The organism is Ferroplasma sp., assembly GCF_031200575.1.
GTDB lineage: Archaea > Thermoplasmatota > Thermoplasmata > Thermoplasmatales > Thermoplasmataceae > Ferroplasma.
The window spans coordinates 919,888-938,136 of record NZ_CP133597.1 but is presented as its reverse complement, the minus strand read 5'-3'; the positions used below and the strand labels follow the sequence as shown (position 1 = coordinate 938,136).

Here is an 18,249-nt window from a genome sequence, read left to right as displayed (position 1 = left end):
GTCAGTATGTCCTTGAAAAGGCAGATAATTTCCCTGGTTTGCCACAAACTATGCATGGCCCGGATTTATTCATGCCACGCACAGTCCCCAGTGCAGTCTTCTCAGACAATGCCTCTATTCTATCCGAGCATTCCTTTCTGCCGCACCAGTACGCTGTTACCATTCTGTCCTCCTTTATATTATCAATGCTGTCTATAAAGACCCTGTTCTCATTATAGAATTCAAATGCATGTTTCTTTATATCCTCATTAACTCCCTGAAGGTAACTGTATATGTTATTTAATTCATCCAGGGAAATTTTTATTTTTTTCCTTCTGGTCCTCATGGATAATGTAAGTGTATTATCCTCAAATTCCCTTTTGCCAATTTCTATTCTCAGCGGAACGCCCTTCATTTCCCAGTCGTTGTACTTGTATCCAGGCGTATACTCACGTTCATCTATCTGGCATCTTATTCCCATGGATTTTAATTGTTTCATCACTGTCTCTGAATAATTTATTATGTTTTCATAATCGTCGCCAGGTATGGGAACTATGACAACCTGGACTGGAGCAAGCCTGTATGGCAGCACCAGGCCCTTATCATCACCATGAATTCCTATTACTGCAGCAAGCAGCCTCTCACTTAAACCGAACGTGGTCTGGGAAACAAGGTTCATGTTGCCCTCCTCATCAAGGTATTTTATTCCATAATTTTTTGCGAAATTCTGTCCATATTCATGTATTGTCCCTATCTGAAGTGACCTTGATCCGGGCATGGGCGTATCGAAGGCAACAGAGTACATTGCTCCTGGAAACTTATCCCAGTCCGGCCTTATATCCATTGAAAAGTTTATGCAGAGATCATCGGCAAGCCGGTCCATTATTTTTATGTAATCCTCCATCTGCCTTTCTGCATCCTCAAAATCTTTATGCGCAGTATGTGCCTCATAAAAGTGGATTTCCCGCACACGTATGAAGGACCGGGTATGTTTGGTTTCGTATCTGTAAACGCTAACAATCTGATAAATCCTGAAGGGCAAATCCGTATGTGACCTTATCCAGAGTGGGAACATGGTGTACATGGCGGCCTCGCTTGTCGGCCTCAGTGCAAGGTCTATGTCCAGAGGATTGGTTCCACCCTTTGTAACCCAGTATATTTCATTTTCAAATCCTTTAACATGCTCGAATTCCACTTCCAGCTGCTCTCTGGATATAAGAACAGGAAAACTTACCTCCTCTATGCCACTTTCTTCGGAATAATCCCTTAGCAAACTGTCAATAGAATGCATGATTTTTAATCCATATGGTAACCATACATTCATTCCCTTTATCAAATAACGCTTGTCACTGAGTTTTGCAATATCTATAATCTCATTGTACCATTCACTGAAATCGGTTTTTTTGTTTTCCATTCTGCATTTATCTTTAACCATTATATATTATTTTTTAGAGATTGCCTTATGGAGATAATAAGTGTTTATCCATGCATAAATATACAGTATTATTAAGCCCCCAGTGAAAATTATAATAGAATAGGTAAATAACTGAAGTTTTGTGTAATCCCAGAGCATGTAATCAGAAAAAGTAGAAACACCTACAGGGAATACATAAGCCCAGACAGTCATGGACTGCCGATATTTTATATGGGTAATGGCTATTGCAGCAGATACTAAAAACAGGAATAGGTCAAAACCCCAGAGCATCATAGAAAAATCCACGGTAAGATCGGCAGGAACCTGAAAAATTCCTATATAATTGAACTGGGGCATGAACATTATATTTATGATGAGCATGCTTGATGCACCCACAGGGATCATTGCAGCCGGTGATGCCTGGAGGTAATTTGGCCTGTTACTTATATGGGATATGTATGCAGATATTCCAACGAATAAAAACTGGAATAAGGATATTCCAAAGGCAACCATGGTCATTACATATACTGTTTTCAATATGTTTGCAGTGTAGTATCCTGCAATCGGGGGTGTAAGCAGTACAGAGGTTAAAATAATGTTTGCACTGAGGACAATAGATGGTACAAGTATAGCATATGTAACCTTATCAAAGCTGTATTTATTGGTATACAAATTGTAATTGAGCACAATATTTACAACTATTACGAATAAGTAGAAGAATACAAACAGATAAAGAAATAAATATGCCACAAACGAGCTTATCCCAATATAAGCGGTATAGAAAAAGGCAATGGCATAATATAGAACCCCGAGAAAGGCAAGAAAACTGAGTTTTGTCATATCATTATAGTCCTCAATTATCAACTTTTTATTTTTTATATAGCGGTATACCCATGATGCAAATACAAAGGCAAAAAATGCCAGGACTATGAAATAAATCAACTTGCCAACATCAAAAATTAGCTGGTTATGGAATACCAGATATATAATAAAGAAGGCAAGCGAGATGGAAAGTGTGCCGAGAACAACGGGAAACCATCCAGAGTCCAGTCCTTTATATGCCATGCTCCGGTATATAATAAGCATTAATAATATTACTCGTTTATCTAATGGTGACATCCTACAGCTAAACCATGTGGCTTCCCGATTGAGGGTTAAAATTTAAAAAGATATATGTGCAGTGATCTAATAAATGAAATATGAATGGCAAAGAATTCTTTGAATATGCAGTTAAAAGAGATATCAGAAAAATTACTGGCCCACCCTGTGACTGGCTAAAAACGTACAATTTGAGGTCGTGGGGATTCAGGCGATATGACAAAACTGAGAAGGCATATAGTTCTTTCAAAATTGGAGACGTTTTCGTATTTCATTCTATGAAGCAGGAATATTTGCCTGCAGATCCGGGAATTAAAACAGGCATAATCGGTGCCGGAATACTTTCTGATAAGAGAATTATTGACAGGGAGCCTCCGGATGGTGCTTTCACGCCTGAGGGATACAGGCCCATAAAGATATACTTTTCAGAAATATGGTTCTTCGGAAATACAGATAATATTAAAAATGAAAGTATTGCTGATAAAAAGCGTAAAGGCATGAATTATATGCTAAGGGATATTTATAATCTTACTAATAATATAATTTCATTTCAGGAAATGAGGGATAATAACTGTGCAATTTCAACACAGGGAGCCGTCTCAAAAATTGCTCCAGAAAAGGCTATTAGATTGATGAAGCTTGTGGATTCCAAACTGCACTGATATATACTGCATATGTTTTAAAAAATAAATAATCAAAAGGAAAAATTAAGCTGGCGGGATACCTTTAGATGTTTCCCTGACGATGCAAAGGTTTCCGGATAGGGAAACCTTATGATTATCCAGGCAAAGAAAAGATACTGTATAGTCATAGGTATACCGGGCAGGGAATCTATTAATATAAATATCGATATTACAACAGCAACAATACCAGCGGTAAGCTCTTTTATGCTCCTTTTTGCTCTCCTGGTCGCAATTTTAATCGGGGAAAATCTATAGAATAATGTATGATAAGGTTCGTCAGGCCTGTCAATGCGCCAAGGGAGAGAAATGTTGCATATAATCCCCTGAAGTGTGTCATCCAGCCCAGAACAATAACAAATATCGCATCCATGAGCAGCTCATATAACACCGGCTTACTATTATATTTTTTAGAAAATATTTTAGGAAATCTTCCATCTTCGCTCATTGTACCGAAAGTTCTTGAATTGGCCAGTATATACGCAATGCCTCCGAGAATCCCTCGTTCAATGCTATGATAGGGACTATTATTATTCCCGGTATTCCGAAATGTGTTATGAGGTAAAGTATCAAATTTCCGGTAAAATCCATTGAATCCAGTGACTAAAAGAATAATGTTGCAAGGAGGACCCCAAATATAACCACTGTAATCACAGTCCGACCTATTGCCTTGCTAGCCTTTGCACCCCCGCCAAGTGGGGCTATTGATCCATAGCCTGTTGGAATTCCCGGGCCGAATATGACTGCAACAAGAAGGTATGGCGAATATATTAGGCGGTTATAGAAATGTCAGCCTGAAATGTGTAGAAATATTATAGATAGTGCAACCATTATTGCTATCTCTATTGTTGACGTTACCATGGCATATTTTGCTGAGACCTTTATGCCGTCTATTACCATTGTAGAAGCCAGTAGAGTCACGATAAATACTGTAAGAATCTGGCTGATACCCATACCCAGGACATATGATAAAACATAGGCACAACCAGCCAGCAATGTGCCTCCATACGCAAGGGCATATAATAGATAGGACCATCCTGTTTCTAAGCCGAGTCCACCTGACAGTCCGTAAAGAGCTTATATATAATATCCCCCACTTCTATGGTATCTTCTTGAAAGGAAATATATCTCTATCCCATTGAAGAATACTACAGTTGTAGCGATCATCATGGCGAATGCTCCGGCAGTTCCTACCATGGCAATCATTACGGCCCCGAATGTTAGCAATGAAATAAATGCGCCTGACCCCTAAACTATATAAAAAATAGTTCGGGGAATGATAATTTCTTTTCCAAATTTTTTCATTTATCTGTAATGGTATCACTATTATTTTTCATGATTTTATCTTCATATCTATATTTGAACAACTCCTAAATAATTATATTGTTTATTCATTTGATTCATTCCATCAAAAATTAAAAATATTACTGGTTAACCTCTGTATGTGTTTTAACATACTGATGTGCATCCAGTATTTCAAGTATTATAAAGCCTAAAATTATAAAGCCCATGACAAGTTCTATCATATATGTATCTGATGTCAAAAGCGAGTAAATGAAAACAAATCCGGATACTATTATTCCCAGGAGGCCTACACCGAATTCCCTTATTCTTCTCTGTGCCTTAACAAGGTTTTCCTTGAATAGTGAGAAGTTTGCAGTTAGATGTACCATCAAGTTGCCTAATCCAGCAATGGAACCCAGTGCCAAGAATATTATAAATGCATTAACAAATACCAGCGTTGGAACAAGTATTATTGCTGCTGCGATTAATGTTATTAATCCGGCTATGACAGGAGTCCCTCTTTTGCTGTGCAATTTCCCTAAAGCCTTGCTGATTACTCCCCTTTCTGACATGGCATACAGATTTCGTGAGAATGCTGTTAAGAATGCCAGCGATCCGAGAATTCCATCATTTATTGCTGCGAATAAAAGTAAGGGCAATGCAATGGGCCCTGCTATCCTATCCATTATCGTAATAACGGGTACGTTGGATGATACTAACGCAGAAAATGAATGGGTTGCAATTCCGAAGTCAACCAATGAATAGAGTACCAGTGCCTCAAGCGACCCACCTATTATTATTACAAGAATTGCCGCTTTTCCCACATTTCTTTTAGCATTTTTAACCTCACCGGACACAGGGGTAATTGCACCGTATCCCGTAGGTATCCCGATAGCGAATAATATCCCGAGGAATATTATAGCCGGGGAAGGAATACTGGTAAATGGATTGTATACCAAGAAATGAGCACCATAAAAACCTGCCCCTATAATTACCACCAGAACAATTAATTCCAGGCTTGCAGAAAACACAGCATATTTGGATGAAGGCTTTAAACCCAGTAAAAGGAATGTTGCTGTGGGAATAAATACAATTAAGAATGCAACAAGTGGTGGAATCACTATATAAGGTGAAACAACGTATGTAAGAACAAATATCGAGCCGGTAATATAACCTCCAGCGTACAGTAATGAATAGAATAGGTATAACCAACCTGTTTCAAAACCGAATCTGTGTGATAATGATTTATATGCATAGTTAAAGTATCCTCCCTCCTCATCATGTTTTCTTGACAGATAATAAACTCCGGCTCCATTTATCAAAACTACTAATGTCCCTATAATAAGGACCACCGGAGAAAAGAACAGTGTAAGTATCAATGCTGCAGTAGCATATGTTAACATTGAAAGAAAAGGTGCCTGCCCTCCGAATGACATAAAAAATATATCGGCGAATCCTACACTTCTGGTTAGCTTACTCTTACTTTCTATATCTATATCCTTAAGATTTTTGACATTTTCCATTTTTACTCTTAAGGATAGAGATATCGGGAATATATAAACTTTATGGGTTACAATACCATATATATTTAATTTGACAATATAAATGTAATTTACGTGTAAATTGAATTTTTTGTTAAAGCTTATTGAAAATATTATGGAAATATATCAAAATTTATTGAAGTTAAAAATCTACAATTTTCTTTATTTCGATTTTTCAAAATTCAGGTTATTATGTAAAGCAGCCAGCACAAGATATCTAGAAACCGACACACCTTCCATAAGGGCTTTCTCCTCTATCACAGCTTTTTCATCTTTCCTGATATACACACTTATCTTATTATATTTGTTAGAGCTTATCATGATATTATTAATACTTAATACGATATAAGGTTTTTTAAATTAATTAAAACCATCAACCTAGCTGACCATCAATACTTAACAACTGCATAATTTCATGCTCCGGCCGGGATTTGGACCCGAGTCGGGGGATTGAGAGTCCCTAATGCTTGGCCTGGCTACACCACCGGAGCTTATGACCAGTATCACTTTTTTCTATTTAACTCTTAAGCGAAAAGCCTTCCCTGTAACAGGGAGTTATTATACACTTCAGGGAACATGGAGTATATAATTTGATATATTAATATTTATAATTTAGAAAAGTCTTTTTAGCCTGATTTATATATATAATTATGAAACCCCTGACAACCAAAATTGTTGTGATTATAATTGCTGCTGCAATAATTGCACCGGCAGCGTATTTTGCATATGAATATTATGGCAAATCAAATGTCCCCACATCTGTTCAACCATTTGAATATATACCTGGCAATTCAACTATGATATCTACTGTAAATTCTAATGGAACTGAATATTATATTTTCCTGGATGGCAACAGCCTGGGAATTGTTGCAAATATATCATCTGCGGCGTTGATCGATTCAAATATAACTTCTTCATCCTCCCAGAAAGCCGATTTGTCAGGGAACAGTGGACACATATTTTCCGGATCTAATGTTAAGACATCAACATATGACCATGTAACTGTTTACGAAATGGAAAACGTCAATTTAACTGGATTGCTTGGACATGTTCTGAATGGAAATGTGAGTGGGAACCTTTTAAACACTAGCATCAATATATTTGCTTATGATACTTCTGGTAATTACATAGTTCTCGGAGAAGAGAATGCAATTAATGCCTCTATTTCATCACATCTTACTTCAAAAGATGCTATGGGTTACAGGGGTTATTTCAACCAGACTGCAAATGTTTCACTGTATTATAAATTTAACAATACTGTACCCACTATTAGTTATATAACGCTTAATTCCACAGCAAACAGAACATACATCAATTTAATACCGGCAAGCCACAACGATCTGGTTCTTGACGAATCGTTTATTAAAATAGCACTTTCCAGTAATGAATTTACAAACTTAACTGGAGGAAAATATACAGTAACCACTACAAATAATATGATTCATATTGAACTTTATAGGGGCACTGGCAATATTTCTGCGCTGCTTAAAGTCTTAAATACAACAACACTATAGGTAAATATATGTCTAAAACATCTACAATTTATTTCCAGTACATAAAGAATTACTACAGATCGAGAAGTTTTTTTCTTATGCTGTTTCTGATTCTAATAATAGGCTTCATGATGTCGTATTTTTCAGTAAAATATGTTAATGATCTTCCAAAATTCCTTGGAGGGTCGGTTTTTCCCAGCTCTATAAAGGTAGAAGTGTTTTACTATCTATGGACACTTGTGTTGCTTTATGTGCCTGTATTTGCTTCAGTATTTTTCGGTTCACCGGCAATTTCCAGTGAAATAGAAAATAAAACAGCCTATTATATATTCCCACTTCCAATAAACAGATATAAACTCTTCTTTGGAAAGTATTTTGCTGCTTTTACTGTAACACTTTTCATAATTGGCATATACATTGTATTTGAACTTGCAACCTTAACTTACCTGCTCGGTACTATACCTGTTACATATTTTCTTAGCTCTTTTTTGATGCTAATACTGTTTATACTCAGCATAATGGCAGTGACATTCCTCATAAGTGCCATATTCAATAAAAATACCTATGCGTATATCACTGTATTTGTCATTTATTATATAGTATTTGAGGCGGGTGCCTTTATAATAGAGCTTCTGTATAAATACACCCCAGTTTACTTCCTAAATGAGGCTGGCAGCATAATAGAAAGAGTATATATAAACATAAATCCTGGAAATGCTTTCGTGTCACATGTTGATATTAATCCAGCACCTTTCTCAGACATAGTGTTATCCGGAATGATAATGATTATATATACTGTTGTTGCACTGGTAATAGGTATGCTCTTATTTGACAGGAAAGAGGTGTCATAATGGAAATATATATGGATGGGCTTACAAAAAACTATGGGAAAATACGTGCACTGAATTCAATCAATTTAAAGATAGAGGGGCATGGCTGCACAGGGCTGCTTGGCCCTAATGGAGCCGGAAAAACGACAATGCTTAAGCTTGTAACAAATATTATCAAACCTTCAAAGGGAAAGGTGGAGCTAAATAGCGTTGATGTATCAGTGTATCCGGAAAAGGCACTGGAAAATGTTGGAGCATTAATTGAACAGCCTGAATTTTACAGTTATTTAACTGGATACGAGATACTTGAATTCACAGCTAAAATCAAGGGATTGAACAAAGAGGAATTTGCATCAGAGGTCAAACGGCTGGAGGACCTAACTGAAATTAACAGTTTCCTGTACAGAAAAACAGGAAGTTACTCCAGAGGAATGAAACAGAGATTGGCCCTGTCTGTTGCAATGCTGGGAAACCCCGAAATTATAATACTGGACGAGCCAACCTTTGGACTGGACCCTAAGGGAATGGTGGATATAAGGAATATAATTAAATCACTGGCTAAAGACCATCTGGTGCTACTGAGCACACACCTTATTTACGAGGCAAGGGAACTTTGTGACAGAACCATTATAATAAACAGGGGAAAAATAGAATATGATTCCGCAATGGCACCGGAAAGAGACCTGATAAAGATCACTGCTGAAAATAATATAAACATATTAGGAGATAAAATTCGAGATTATACAAGAAATGGCAATGTATTCATAATTGAAAAAAATGGCAAAGTAAACAATGCAGATATTATAGCCGAATTAATGGAACAGGGATTGATAATAGATTATGTGGAAAAGTATGACAACCTTGAAGATATATATGTTTCTGTTATAAATGGGAAAATTACAGATAATAACCTTTCATAATATAATCGCCGAGGTTTTCTATTGATGGGAATATTTTATCATCCACCTTGAATTTCCCATGCCTGTATTTTACAAGTAAATTAGGTATATCCTTCTTCGAAAGATCGTATGATAGCTGTTCAAATGTATTTCCCGAGTCAATAAATACGTACATGGCAGGCACAGAAATTGCTGTTGATATTATTTCTTCAAGATTTTTAAATGCCCCCATTCTTATAAACTTATACCTTGAATTTTCTATTTCCCTCTCTATGAGTATATCATCATCCTGCTCAACCTTTTGATACTTTTTTCCAGTATATTCCTCCAGTGAAACTTTATTTACAAGTTTCTGAACCGCGAAACAACTTGAAATTCTCTTAAGATCCCCTTTCAAATTACTGTACGCCTCATGGCTGTCCGATACTATACTGAAATAACTGAAATCAGTATTTTCCAGCAATGTTTCTAACTCTTCATAATTTATCATATTTCTTTTCTCCCTCCAGTATATTTTCTATTTTGCTATATTCCTCATCTGCGTTCTTCAGCATGCCAGAAACAATATTTCTTCTCCATGCCTCCCTTATTATCTCCTCGTATGCTGCATCTATACTTTTATAAAATCCAGCGGATACCATTTTACTCACTGCCTTTTCTATTAGTGGGTCTGGATGTATACTATTATTTTTTGTTATAATTCCTACACGTTTAATTGAAATATATTCAAGAACTGCCATTCTGATGAATTCAGACCTGCTGGTATAGCTGTTATTGTATGAAAGAAAAGAATCTATTTCCTCCAGTTCATCGTTTGAGATTCTTATTGTCAATTTTTCATTCTTTTCATTCATTAATAAAGTTAACAAATAGTTATATTTAAATTTATCTAATGTAAGGACATTTTATTTAATTTGTACATATAAATTTAATTTAAATAATAAAAATATAACATCAACAAAGCCTAAATCAAAGGTTTATTATAATATATAAATTTATAGCGAATTTTTCTACTATAATTATTTATATATTGTACATTTAATTTTAAAAATATATAATAAAACAATGTTAATTAACCTCTTTACAATTATATATCATGGAATTCGATTATAATAAATTGCTAAATGATGCATCAGGGGTACTATCGTCCAAAACACATACAGAGGAAAGGCTAAAGGTTCCTGAACCAGAAATTATATTCGAGGGAAAAGCAACTATTATCAGAAATTTTCTTGATATAGCTGAAATGCTGAACAGGAACCCTGAAGACCTTGTAAAATATCTGACCAAGGAATTTGGGATTGGAGCCAGCATCAGCGGGAGAAGGCTTGTGATAAACAGAAAACTTAGGGAGGAGGATATAAAAGATAAGTTGAATGCATATATGGCAACATATGTACTGTGTTACGAATGTTCCTCGCCTGACACAACGATTGAAAAAGTTGGACGTACATATCTTCTGGTTTGTAAGGCGTGTGGAGCTGAACATCCAATCAGGGCATCCAGGGAAATTAAGGAGAATGAGGAGCAGATTTCGGAGGGCAAGATGTATAACGTTACCATAAATGAGATAGGACGTTCTGGTGAAGGGCACGCATTCTACGGCGACTTTACAATATATGTTCCCGGAACTAAAAAGGGAGAACATGTAAAGGTTCTTGTTAAAAAAATTAGAAAAAACATAGCCATAGGGGAAGTTGTAAAATAATGCAGAAAGTGCTTCTGGATACAAACTCGCTGATCTACGCAATAAGGAATAGAATAGACCTTGAATACCAGCTAAAAGCGTTTCCAGAACCCCTGTCTCCTGCCGTTCCGGAATGCGTGGTGGTAGAGTTGAAAGGCCTGGGAACAACGAAATGGTACGCAAAAGCTGCCATGGAATACAGCAGGAGGTTTGAATATGTTCATTCCAGCGGGGAGGGTGATTTCTGCATTATGATGGCCGCAGTACATATGAGTGCTGCAGTGCTTACCAATGACAGGCAATTTTTGAAAAAATTGAAAAAAAGGGGTATAAGATGCCTGACCCTTACAGGTGAACACAGAATTCAATTTTATTGAATTATTTTTATGGCTTTCATCCTTAAATGTTAAAAACAATATAAATATAATATAAACATATCCATATATGGATTATAACCTGTATAACACTGTAAAGGTGTTAAAAAAACTATCCGGTTCAGGAAATACCGTGTATTTATCATCCGGACAGCTTGCAGAAGAGCTTAATGTAAGCCAGCAGACCGCTTCAAGATTTATCATTGAATTAACAGATGGAAAGTATATAGAGAGAACACTTCAGAATAGAAAACAGAAAATAACGCTTCTGGAGCCATCGCTAGATCTGCTTTATTCAGAATTAAATGAACTCAATTCCATTCTGGAAATGAGGCAGGATTTCGAGTTAAGAGGAGAAATACAGAGTGGCCTAAGGGAGGGGAAATACTACATATCCCAGGAGGGATATATGAACCAGTTCAGGGCAAGGCTGGGAATAAAGCCATACCCTGGAACCCTGAATATAAAAATTTACCCGGAATATGAAAACGTATTGCGTAGAATAAGGAGTGCAGATGGCATTCACATTGATGGTTTTAAGGATAATGAAAGAACATTCGGTGCTGTAAAATGCTTCCAGGGAAGGATTGACGGTACTGCTGCCTGGCTCATATTCCCGGAAAGAAGCAGTTACACCGATATAGTAGAGATTATATCTGAAAAATTCCTGAGAAGGGACCTAAATCTCAATGACCACGACCGGCTAACCATAAGAGTAACACTGGATAAATGAGTTTTAATGAAGGCGATTTCCTTATTTTCAGGAGGCAAGGATTCCTTTTTATCTGCCATGATGGCTGCGGAACAGGGATATGAAATAGAATATGGCATTACTATTGTACCAGAAGAATACTCTATGATGTTCCATTACCCGAATTCCAGGGTTTCTGAATATGCTGCATCACTTCTAGGGTTTCCTGTAAAATACATAAAAGAAGAAGAATACATGGAATACATCTCCCGAGTGTGCATGGGGAAAATAGACGCAATAGTAACCGGGGCCATAGCGTCAGATTACCAGAAAACCAGAATAGAAAAGTTATGTTATAAAACACACACTATTGTTTATTCGCCCCTCTGGAGGAAAAAGCAGGACTTTATAATAGAACAGCTTATCCTCCGCAATATACGGGCAATGATAGTTTCTGTCTCTGCTGAAGGCTTCACTGAGGCGGACCTAGGTCAAACCATAAATGAAAGGTATTTTATTCATTTAAAGGAACTTGAAAGCAGGTATAGAATAAATATTGCTGGGGAAGGTGGGGAATATGAAACATTTGTTTACGGCCTTGGAAAAGAAAATATAAACATGCCAAAAGGTAAAAAAACATGGAAAAATTCTGGGGGATACCTGATCTTTAAACCGTAGTTTACACTATAAATTCTTTTAAATGATAGTTCAAATATTTCTCAGGATTTCATCCCCTGACATTTCCTTCTTGCAGTATATGCATTTAATCGTTAGAGGATTGGATTCAACTGTACTGAATTCAGATCTGACAGGCTCACCGGCGTTTGTAATGCAGTTCTGGTTATCACATTTTACTATGCCTTTGAATGTTTCAGGCATATCGAGACTGAATTTTTCTATTATTTCATAATTTTTGATAATGCTTATCGTTGCCCTGTTTGCTATCAATGCGATCTTGTCCAGTTCAATTTTTTCAAGGAATTTATTTTCAATTTTAATTACGTCCTTGTATCCTATTTTTCCGCTCATCACCCTTATCCCGATGCTTATGGAATTTGATTCGTCTATGCCCAGGATGTTAAGCACTTTCAGGGCCTTTCCTGCATCTATGTGATCTATAACTGTTCCATCCTTTATTTTGGATATTTTTAATGTTTTGTCCATCTTTATTCACCTGCTATCATGGATATAAGTGCCATTCTCACCGGCACACCATAATAAGCCTGCCTGAAATATTTTGCTGATTCCCTGTTATCAACTTCAGGTGATATTTCATCAACTCTGGGTAGGGGGTGCATTACAATTGCCCCTGAGGGCAACATATCCGCCTCTCTTCCTGTGATTTTATAGGAACCGATAAGTCTGGCGTATTCATTTTTATCGGTAAATCTTTCTTTCTGTATTCTGGTAACATATAATATGTCTGTCTGGCTCAGGAATGGCTCAAGGTCTGTGGAAACGTTAACCTTTAACTTATCCTTGATTTCATTATACACATGCCTTGGGAGGGCAAGGCTCTCCGGAGAAACAAGATTTACCTTGACCCTGTACCTGGCCAGCGCCGAAAGCAATGAATGCACTGTTCTTCCGTACTTAAGATCACCTATAATTGTGATGGTCTTTCCATCTATAGACCCAGATTCTTTGCGTATTGTATACAGGTCAATCAGTGTCTGTGTTGGATGCTCTCCTGAACCATCCCCTGCATTTATTATAGGTTTAGATGAAAATTTTGATGCAAGCAGGGCCGCGCCTTCAAGTGGATGCCTTATAACTATAATATCAGAGTATGATTCAACTATTCTAACTGTGTCTGCCAGTGTTTCCCCCTTGGATGTTGATGATGTTTTAGAATCGGCCATACTTATGACTGACCCCCCTAGCCGCTGCATTGCAGATTCAAATGACAGCCGGGTTCTCGTACTTGGCTCATAGAAAAGGGTGGCCAGTATTCGGGATTCCATATCATTCATTTTTTGCCCGGAATTGAGGTTTTCAAGCATTTTATCTGCCTCTGTGAATATTTCATTGATATCCTCATCAGACAGGTCTGCAATTGAAATAATACTTCTGTTTTTTAACATTATAAACATTATTATTAACAGTATCTTTAACTTTTTTATGGGATTTTTATAAAGCAAACTTTGTTTAAGTTCTTTATGGCATCGAAAAAAGTTATAACTATCAAGCGTATATCCTAATTCAGCACCATGAAGTATAAATATTCCAAAATAGTCAGCAAAAATTTGTGGGCGAAGTGGTAACAATGGAAGAACTTGAAGAACTTGTAAGGAAATATTATGATGCCGTGGACGGCAATGATCTTGAAACATTGTTTTCCGTATTTTCGGAAGACATAGTTTATGAAAGGCCAGGGTATAGCCCTATAAAAGGAATGAAGGATTTCAAAGATTTTTACAGGAATAACAGGATTATAAAGAATGGAAAACATACACTGTCGAATATAATAGTCCATAAACCATATGTAATTGTTGAGGGGCAATTCAAGGGAACACTGAAGGATGGGAGAGAATCCTACACAAAATTTGTAGATGTTTATACATTTGATGGGAAGAAGGCCATAAAAAGGCATACATACTTTGATGGACAGAACGTTTAAAATATTATTTTTTGAAGCTCAAGAACCAGCCTTATAAAGTCCATGCTCCATAGATTGACAAGATAATTTTCAGGGTAGTTATAAAAGCCATATGGATGGAGAACCCTTGAATATGAAGCGTAAAACTTTCCAAGGTCCGAAACATCATGTCCAGTGTATAGGGCGAGCATGCCAAGTATAGCCCCTGCCTTGGGAAGTGCAATGGTAAACCTTACTGCATCCCTACCACATTTTGCGCATTTTTCCCTTATTATAATGCCTGTTTCATTTTCTATTTCTTCTACAGTCCTTGAATATTTTACAAGGGATTTAGAATGGATACCGCAAAGTGGAACACCGCTTAGAAAAATAGATATTCCCCGGGGGATGTAATCTTTCCCTGTATAATGCCATACCCTTCCGGTAAACTGCTGGAGACCATATATTATAAATTTTTTATCTACAAGCCTGTGCCATTCCATGTGTTCCAGTGCCATTTCATATGGATTGTTTTCAGTTTCCATTTCCTGAATTTCCTTAAGCAGTGCAACACGCTCCAGAAAAAATCGCGTATTTTCAAATGCTGCACTGGCCATGCCATTCACCGCAGATGTATATGCATGTTTCATTGCTGAAATAGCACTGCCTGCAATTCTGAAATTGAAATTATTTTTTATATCATTTCCCATCAGCTCTATTAAGTCCAGGGCATGGCTTTCGTTGTTTTCCTTGATAATTGTATTGCTTCCCAGATAATCAAGAATGGAATCTTCCTTGAAATTTCGAATATATTTTCTATAGCTGCTATACGGGCTTCTGGGCATATTATATAATGCCATGATGTTTTATATGCTTTTCATTTCAATAACAGTATGAAGGTAACTTCATGATACATTCATTAAGCACATTTGGCACAGCATATTTGATTTAAGGAATTATATAGCTGAAAATAGGATTCGCTGATAAAAGTTAATAATATATAAATGATTACTCGGTATGGATTCATTGATACACGGCTTTCATAATATGAGTATCGAAGATCGGAGAAAACTCATAAAAGAATTTTCAGGATTAACAGAAGAGGATATGGAAACTATGGATTACAGAATGCCCATGGATGCAGCGGGAAATATGATAGAAAATGTATACACAGTCATGGATTATCCCGTTGGTATAGCAACAAATTTTAGGATAAATGGCAGAGATTATTTGATCCCAATGAGCCTTGAGGAGCCATCAGTTGTTGCCGCCTGCTCGAATGGTGCAAAATATGCAAGGCCCGTGGGATTTACAGCATATTCAACAGCATCTTTAATGAGGGGAGAGATCGAACTTTACAACGTGCCCGATCCCGATTATGCTATAATTAAAATATTTCAGAATAAGGAAAAAATACTGGAAATGGCAAATACAAGATCCAGAACACTTTCCAGCATGAACGCCGGTGCAAAATCCATTGAGGTCCATTATGTAAATAATGAATTGATTGTTAATCTGGTGATTGATGTTGCGGACGCAATGGGGGCAAACATAATTAACACAATGCTAGAATATGTTTCAGGTTACATCGAAGAACTGACAGGTGCAAAATCAAATTTAAGAATTATGAGCAACCTTACCACAGAGAGAGTAACATATGCCTATGCAAAATTTGATGGAAAAAAACTGGGCCAGGAAACAGTTGATAGAATCATAATGGCCAATGAATTTGCAAAACATGATATATACAGGGCCACAACACATAACAAGGGAATAATGAACGGGATAGATGCTGTACTGCTTGCCACTATGAATGATTTCAGGGCACAGGAGGCAAATGCCCATGCCTATGCATCAATAAACGGTTATGGGCCGCTCACAGATTACCGGAAAGATGCTGATGGAAATCTAATAGGATCAATAAAAATCCCTGTTGCTGTGGGCACTGTTGGAGGGGCCACAAAAACATCAAGGAAGGCAATGCTTGCCATGAAGATTATGAAAATTTCGGGGTCCACAGAATTCGCAACAGTACTTGCATCTGTAGGGCTAGCACAGAATTTTGCTGCCCTGAGGGCACTTGCAGATGAGGGTATACAGAGTGGGCATATGAAGCTGCATGCCAGAAACATTGCAATAGCTGCAGGTGCCACCGGAGACATGATTGAGAAGGTTGCCGGTGAAATGATATTAAGAAAGAATATAAGCTATACAGCAGCAAAGGAAATCATTGAAAAAATAAGAGGATGAATAAACATGGAAGATTATGAAGAAAATATAAAAAATGGAGATAACTTTGTAAAGAAGGAAAAGTATATGGATGCCATAAGGGAATACACAAAGGCCTACGACAGCATAAAGGAGGATGATATAAAAGCAGAAATTTGCTATAAACTTTCCCAGTGTTACTTTTCATTGGATCATAAAAGCACTGAAAATCCACTTAAGTATGCCAGGGAATCCCTTGATCTCCATAAAAAACTGGGTGACCGGGAGCTCGAGATCATGGACCTCCTTAACATAGGTTATATATACCTTGATAGCGGAAAGCGCGACGACGCCATAGGATACTTCGATCAGGCCATAGGTGTAGCTGATGAGATAAAGGATGTGCAGCTTTTTTCCCTGTCCAATAATGCCAAGGCAGAGGCGTTATCATCACTTAAATCCAAGCAAACGGCGGCCATGGAAATTTACGACAGGGTCATGGAATTATCAGAGAAATCTGAAGATTGGGAAAACTATTTTGAAGCACTTTACGGAAAGATAAACATACTCAGGGATAGCGATATTAATGCTGCGTTCGAACTGGGCAAAACAGCACTGAACAAAATAGACGACGTAATGGCAGGCATAAAGACAAAGAAGGATAAAAAGGAATTTAAAACCAGTATGGGGTATCTCTATGATTCGGTATCAGACATTGCAATGGAGCTTGAAAATATTGATGAGGCCATGAAGATTGCCTCCAGATCACGTGAGTGAAATGCAGAGGAAATACTGCCAGACCCCATATGGAAAACTATCATTTCTGGATAGGGATAGTGGCTACCCTGTGATTTTCCTCCACGGACTGGGTGGAACCAGCAATACCTGGCTGAAAATAGAGCCATTGCTGGATGATGGGATCAGGCCCATACTTGTGGATCTTCTGGGCCACGGTCATTCAGATAAGCCTGAAATTGATTATACAATAGGCCAGCAGGCAAATGCAGTGAAGTCCCTGGTGGACAGCCTTGGGCTGGAAAATTTTTCCATGGTTGGGAACTCATACGGCGGCTGGATATCTTTGAAATTTGCCTCCACAGTATCAAATCCTGATATGCTCTTCCTGGTAGACAGCGCCGGCATATCTCCCACACCAGGAGAGCGTGGACCTGAAGTAGTTAAGGGTTTTATTGATTCTATACTGAAGGTGAGGAATTATAAAAACAGAGACGCATTAGAACGGATTATGAAGAATAATGCCCGCAGTGTGGAAAAAATTACCATGGAAGAACTTGCCGCAATTAAATGCCCTACAACCATTATCTGGGGCAGGGAAGATAGGGTTATATCCCTCGACTATGGAGAAAAATTAAATAAGGGGATAAGAGGAAGCCAGATAATCGTTATAGATGGTGCAGGCCACACCCCCTTTATTGACTTGCCAGGCAAATTTGCCAGCATTATAAACAAGAAAGTTTCCGGCCAGAGATAAA

Annotated in this window: 25 protein-coding genes and 1 tRNA gene; 12 read left to right on the top strand and 14 right to left on the bottom strand. The window is 37.4% G+C overall.

Features of this window, described 5'->3' with window-relative positions:
• Position 1: 1 nt before the first annotated feature.
• Positions 2-1,393: a proline--tRNA ligase gene (gene proS / locus RE471_RS05250; RefSeq protein WP_309213740.1), complete on the bottom strand. Its 1,392-nt coding sequence runs from the start codon at positions 1,391-1,393 to the stop codon at positions 2-4.
• Between the two features lie 27 nt (positions 1,394-1,420).
• On the bottom strand, positions 1,421-2,458 hold the full coding sequence (locus RE471_RS05245) for a hypothetical protein (protein ID WP_309213739.1): 1,038 nt from the start codon (positions 2,456-2,458) through the stop codon (positions 1,421-1,423).
• 134 nt (positions 2,459-2,592) lie between these two features.
• Here RE471_RS05245 and RE471_RS05240 point away from each other — a divergent pair, with 134 nt between their 5' ends.
• The gene (locus RE471_RS05240) at positions 2,593-3,153 is read left to right on the top strand and encodes a hypothetical protein (protein ID WP_309213738.1); all 561 of its coding nucleotides are present in this window, start codon (positions 2,593-2,595) and stop codon (positions 3,151-3,153) included.
• 223 nt (positions 3,154-3,376) lie between these two features.
• Here the strand turns inward: RE471_RS05240 and RE471_RS05235 are convergent, their stop codons facing one another.
• From RE471_RS05235 to RE471_RS05205, 7 genes are all read right to left on the bottom strand, one after another.
• Positions 3,377-3,619 carry a hypothetical protein gene (locus RE471_RS05235; RefSeq protein ID WP_309213737.1) on the bottom strand — a complete coding sequence of 81 codons (243 nt, stop codon included), beginning with the start codon at positions 3,617-3,619 and terminating at the stop codon, positions 3,377-3,379.
• On the bottom strand, positions 3,616-3,762 hold the full coding sequence (locus tag RE471_RS05230) for a hypothetical protein (protein WP_309213735.1): 147 nt from the start codon (positions 3,760-3,762) through the stop codon (positions 3,616-3,618). Before RE471_RS05230 ends, RE471_RS05235 begins: the two co-directional genes overlap by 4 nt.
• Before the next feature lie 198 nt (positions 3,763-3,960).
• Positions 3,961-4,167: a hypothetical protein gene (locus tag RE471_RS05225; protein ID WP_309213734.1), complete on the bottom strand. Its 207-nt coding sequence runs from the start codon at positions 4,165-4,167 to the stop codon at positions 3,961-3,963.
• 81 nt (positions 4,168-4,248) lie between these two features.
• A complete protein-coding gene (locus RE471_RS05220; RefSeq protein WP_309213733.1) occupies positions 4,249-4,377 on the bottom strand; it encodes a hypothetical protein in 129 nt (42 codons plus the stop codon).
• A gap of 218 nt (positions 4,378-4,595) precedes the next feature.
• Complete coding sequence (locus tag RE471_RS05215; RefSeq protein ID WP_309213732.1) at positions 4,596-5,978, bottom strand: APC family permease; 1,383 nt, start codon at positions 5,976-5,978, stop codon at positions 4,596-4,598.
• A 180-nt stretch (positions 5,979-6,158) separates the two neighbouring features.
• On the bottom strand, positions 6,159-6,317 hold the full coding sequence (locus tag RE471_RS05210) for a hypothetical protein (RefSeq protein WP_298279969.1): 159 nt from the start codon (positions 6,315-6,317) through the stop codon (positions 6,159-6,161).
• A 95-nt stretch (positions 6,318-6,412) separates the two neighbouring features.
• Positions 6,413-6,487: transfer RNA gene (locus RE471_RS05205), tRNA-Glu, on the bottom strand.
• Positions 6,488-6,646: 159 nt separating this feature from the next.
• On the opposite strand from RE471_RS05205, the gene RE471_RS05200 reads away from it, so the two are divergent.
• Genes RE471_RS05200 through RE471_RS05190 form a run of 3 tightly spaced genes read left to right on the top strand, consistent with a single transcriptional unit; the run spans position 6,647 to position 9,239 of the window.
• Complete coding sequence (locus RE471_RS05200; RefSeq protein ID WP_309213730.1) at positions 6,647-7,510, top strand: hypothetical protein; 864 nt, start codon at positions 6,647-6,649, stop codon at positions 7,508-7,510.
• Between the two features lie 8 nt (positions 7,511-7,518).
• Positions 7,519-8,340 (top strand): ABC transporter permease, encoded by an 822-nt coding sequence (locus tag RE471_RS05195; RefSeq protein WP_309213729.1) that lies wholly within the window; start codon positions 7,519-7,521, stop codon positions 8,338-8,340.
• Positions 8,340-9,239, top strand: coding sequence for an ABC transporter ATP-binding protein (locus RE471_RS05190; RefSeq protein WP_309215731.1), 900 nt, complete (start codon positions 8,340-8,342; stop codon positions 9,237-9,239). Before RE471_RS05195 ends, RE471_RS05190 begins: the two co-directional genes overlap by 1 nt.
• Here RE471_RS05190 and RE471_RS05185 read toward each other — a convergent pair.
• Together RE471_RS05185 and RE471_RS05180 are read right to left on the bottom strand one after the other, a co-directional pair.
• A complete protein-coding gene (locus RE471_RS05185; protein WP_309215730.1) occupies positions 9,217-9,708 on the bottom strand; it encodes a hypothetical protein in 492 nt (163 codons plus the stop codon). The genes RE471_RS05190 and RE471_RS05185 overlap by 23 nt on opposite strands.
• Positions 9,695-10,072 (bottom strand): ribbon-helix-helix domain-containing protein, encoded by a 378-nt coding sequence (locus RE471_RS05180; RefSeq protein ID WP_309215729.1) that lies wholly within the window; start codon positions 10,070-10,072, stop codon positions 9,695-9,697. Before RE471_RS05180 ends, RE471_RS05185 begins: the two co-directional genes overlap by 14 nt.
• A 242-nt stretch (positions 10,073-10,314) precedes the next feature.
• Between RE471_RS05180 and RE471_RS05175 the strand changes: the two genes are divergently transcribed.
• From RE471_RS05175 to RE471_RS05160, 4 genes are all read left to right on the top strand, one after another.
• Positions 10,315-10,926, top strand: coding sequence for a translation initiation factor IF-2 subunit beta (locus tag RE471_RS05175; RefSeq protein WP_309215728.1), 612 nt, complete (start codon positions 10,315-10,317; stop codon positions 10,924-10,926).
• Complete coding sequence (locus tag RE471_RS05170) at positions 10,926-11,282, top strand: hypothetical protein (RefSeq protein ID WP_309215727.1); 357 nt, start codon at positions 10,926-10,928, stop codon at positions 11,280-11,282. The genes RE471_RS05175 and RE471_RS05170 overlap by 1 nt, the downstream gene beginning before the upstream one ends.
• Before the next feature lie 67 nt (positions 11,283-11,349).
• Positions 11,350-12,012 carry a DUF120 domain-containing protein gene (locus tag RE471_RS05165; protein ID WP_309215726.1) on the top strand — a complete coding sequence of 221 codons (663 nt, stop codon included), beginning with the start codon at positions 11,350-11,352 and terminating at the stop codon, positions 12,010-12,012.
• Between the two features lie 6 nt (positions 12,013-12,018).
• On the top strand, positions 12,019-12,648 hold the full coding sequence (locus RE471_RS05160) for a diphthine--ammonia ligase (protein ID WP_309215724.1): 630 nt from the start codon (positions 12,019-12,021) through the stop codon (positions 12,646-12,648).
• Positions 12,649-12,678: 30 nt separating this feature from the next.
• On the opposite strand, the gene pyrI is transcribed toward RE471_RS05160, so the two are convergent.
• On the bottom strand, positions 12,679-13,134 hold the full coding sequence (gene pyrI, locus RE471_RS05155) for an aspartate carbamoyltransferase regulatory subunit (RefSeq protein ID WP_309215723.1): 456 nt from the start codon (positions 13,132-13,134) through the stop codon (positions 12,679-12,681).
• Positions 13,135-13,136: 2 nt separating this feature from the next.
• Positions 13,137-14,054: an aspartate carbamoyltransferase gene (gene pyrB, locus RE471_RS05150; protein WP_309215722.1), complete on the bottom strand. Its 918-nt coding sequence runs from the start codon at positions 14,052-14,054 to the stop codon at positions 13,137-13,139.
• Positions 14,055-14,236: 182 nt separating this feature from the next.
• Between pyrB and RE471_RS05145 the strand changes: the two genes are divergently transcribed.
• On the top strand, positions 14,237-14,590 hold the full coding sequence (locus RE471_RS05145; protein ID WP_309215721.1) for a nuclear transport factor 2 family protein: 354 nt from the start codon (positions 14,237-14,239) through the stop codon (positions 14,588-14,590).
• Here RE471_RS05145 and RE471_RS05140 read toward each other — a convergent pair.
• A complete protein-coding gene (locus RE471_RS05140; RefSeq protein ID WP_309215720.1) occupies positions 14,587-15,393 on the bottom strand; it encodes a hypothetical protein in 807 nt (268 codons plus the stop codon). The two genes, RE471_RS05145 and RE471_RS05140, sit on opposite strands and share 4 nt — an antisense overlap.
• 172 nt (positions 15,394-15,565) lie before the next feature.
• Between RE471_RS05140 and RE471_RS05135 the strand changes: the two genes are divergently transcribed.
• From RE471_RS05135 to RE471_RS05125, 3 genes are read left to right on the top strand one after another with little or no spacing between them, the layout of a single operon-like run.
• Positions 15,566-16,798 (top strand): hydroxymethylglutaryl-CoA reductase, degradative, encoded by a 1,233-nt coding sequence (locus RE471_RS05135; protein ID WP_309215719.1) that lies wholly within the window; start codon positions 15,566-15,568, stop codon positions 16,796-16,798.
• A 6-nt stretch (positions 16,799-16,804) separates the two neighbouring features.
• Positions 16,805-17,533, top strand: coding sequence for a hypothetical protein (locus RE471_RS05130; RefSeq protein ID WP_309215718.1), 729 nt, complete (start codon positions 16,805-16,807; stop codon positions 17,531-17,533).
• 1 nt (position 17,534) lies between these two features.
• Positions 17,535-18,248 carry an alpha/beta hydrolase gene (locus RE471_RS05125; RefSeq protein WP_309215717.1) on the top strand — a complete coding sequence of 238 codons (714 nt, stop codon included), beginning with the start codon at positions 17,535-17,537 and terminating at the stop codon, positions 18,246-18,248.
• Position 18,249: the final 1 nt, after the last annotated feature.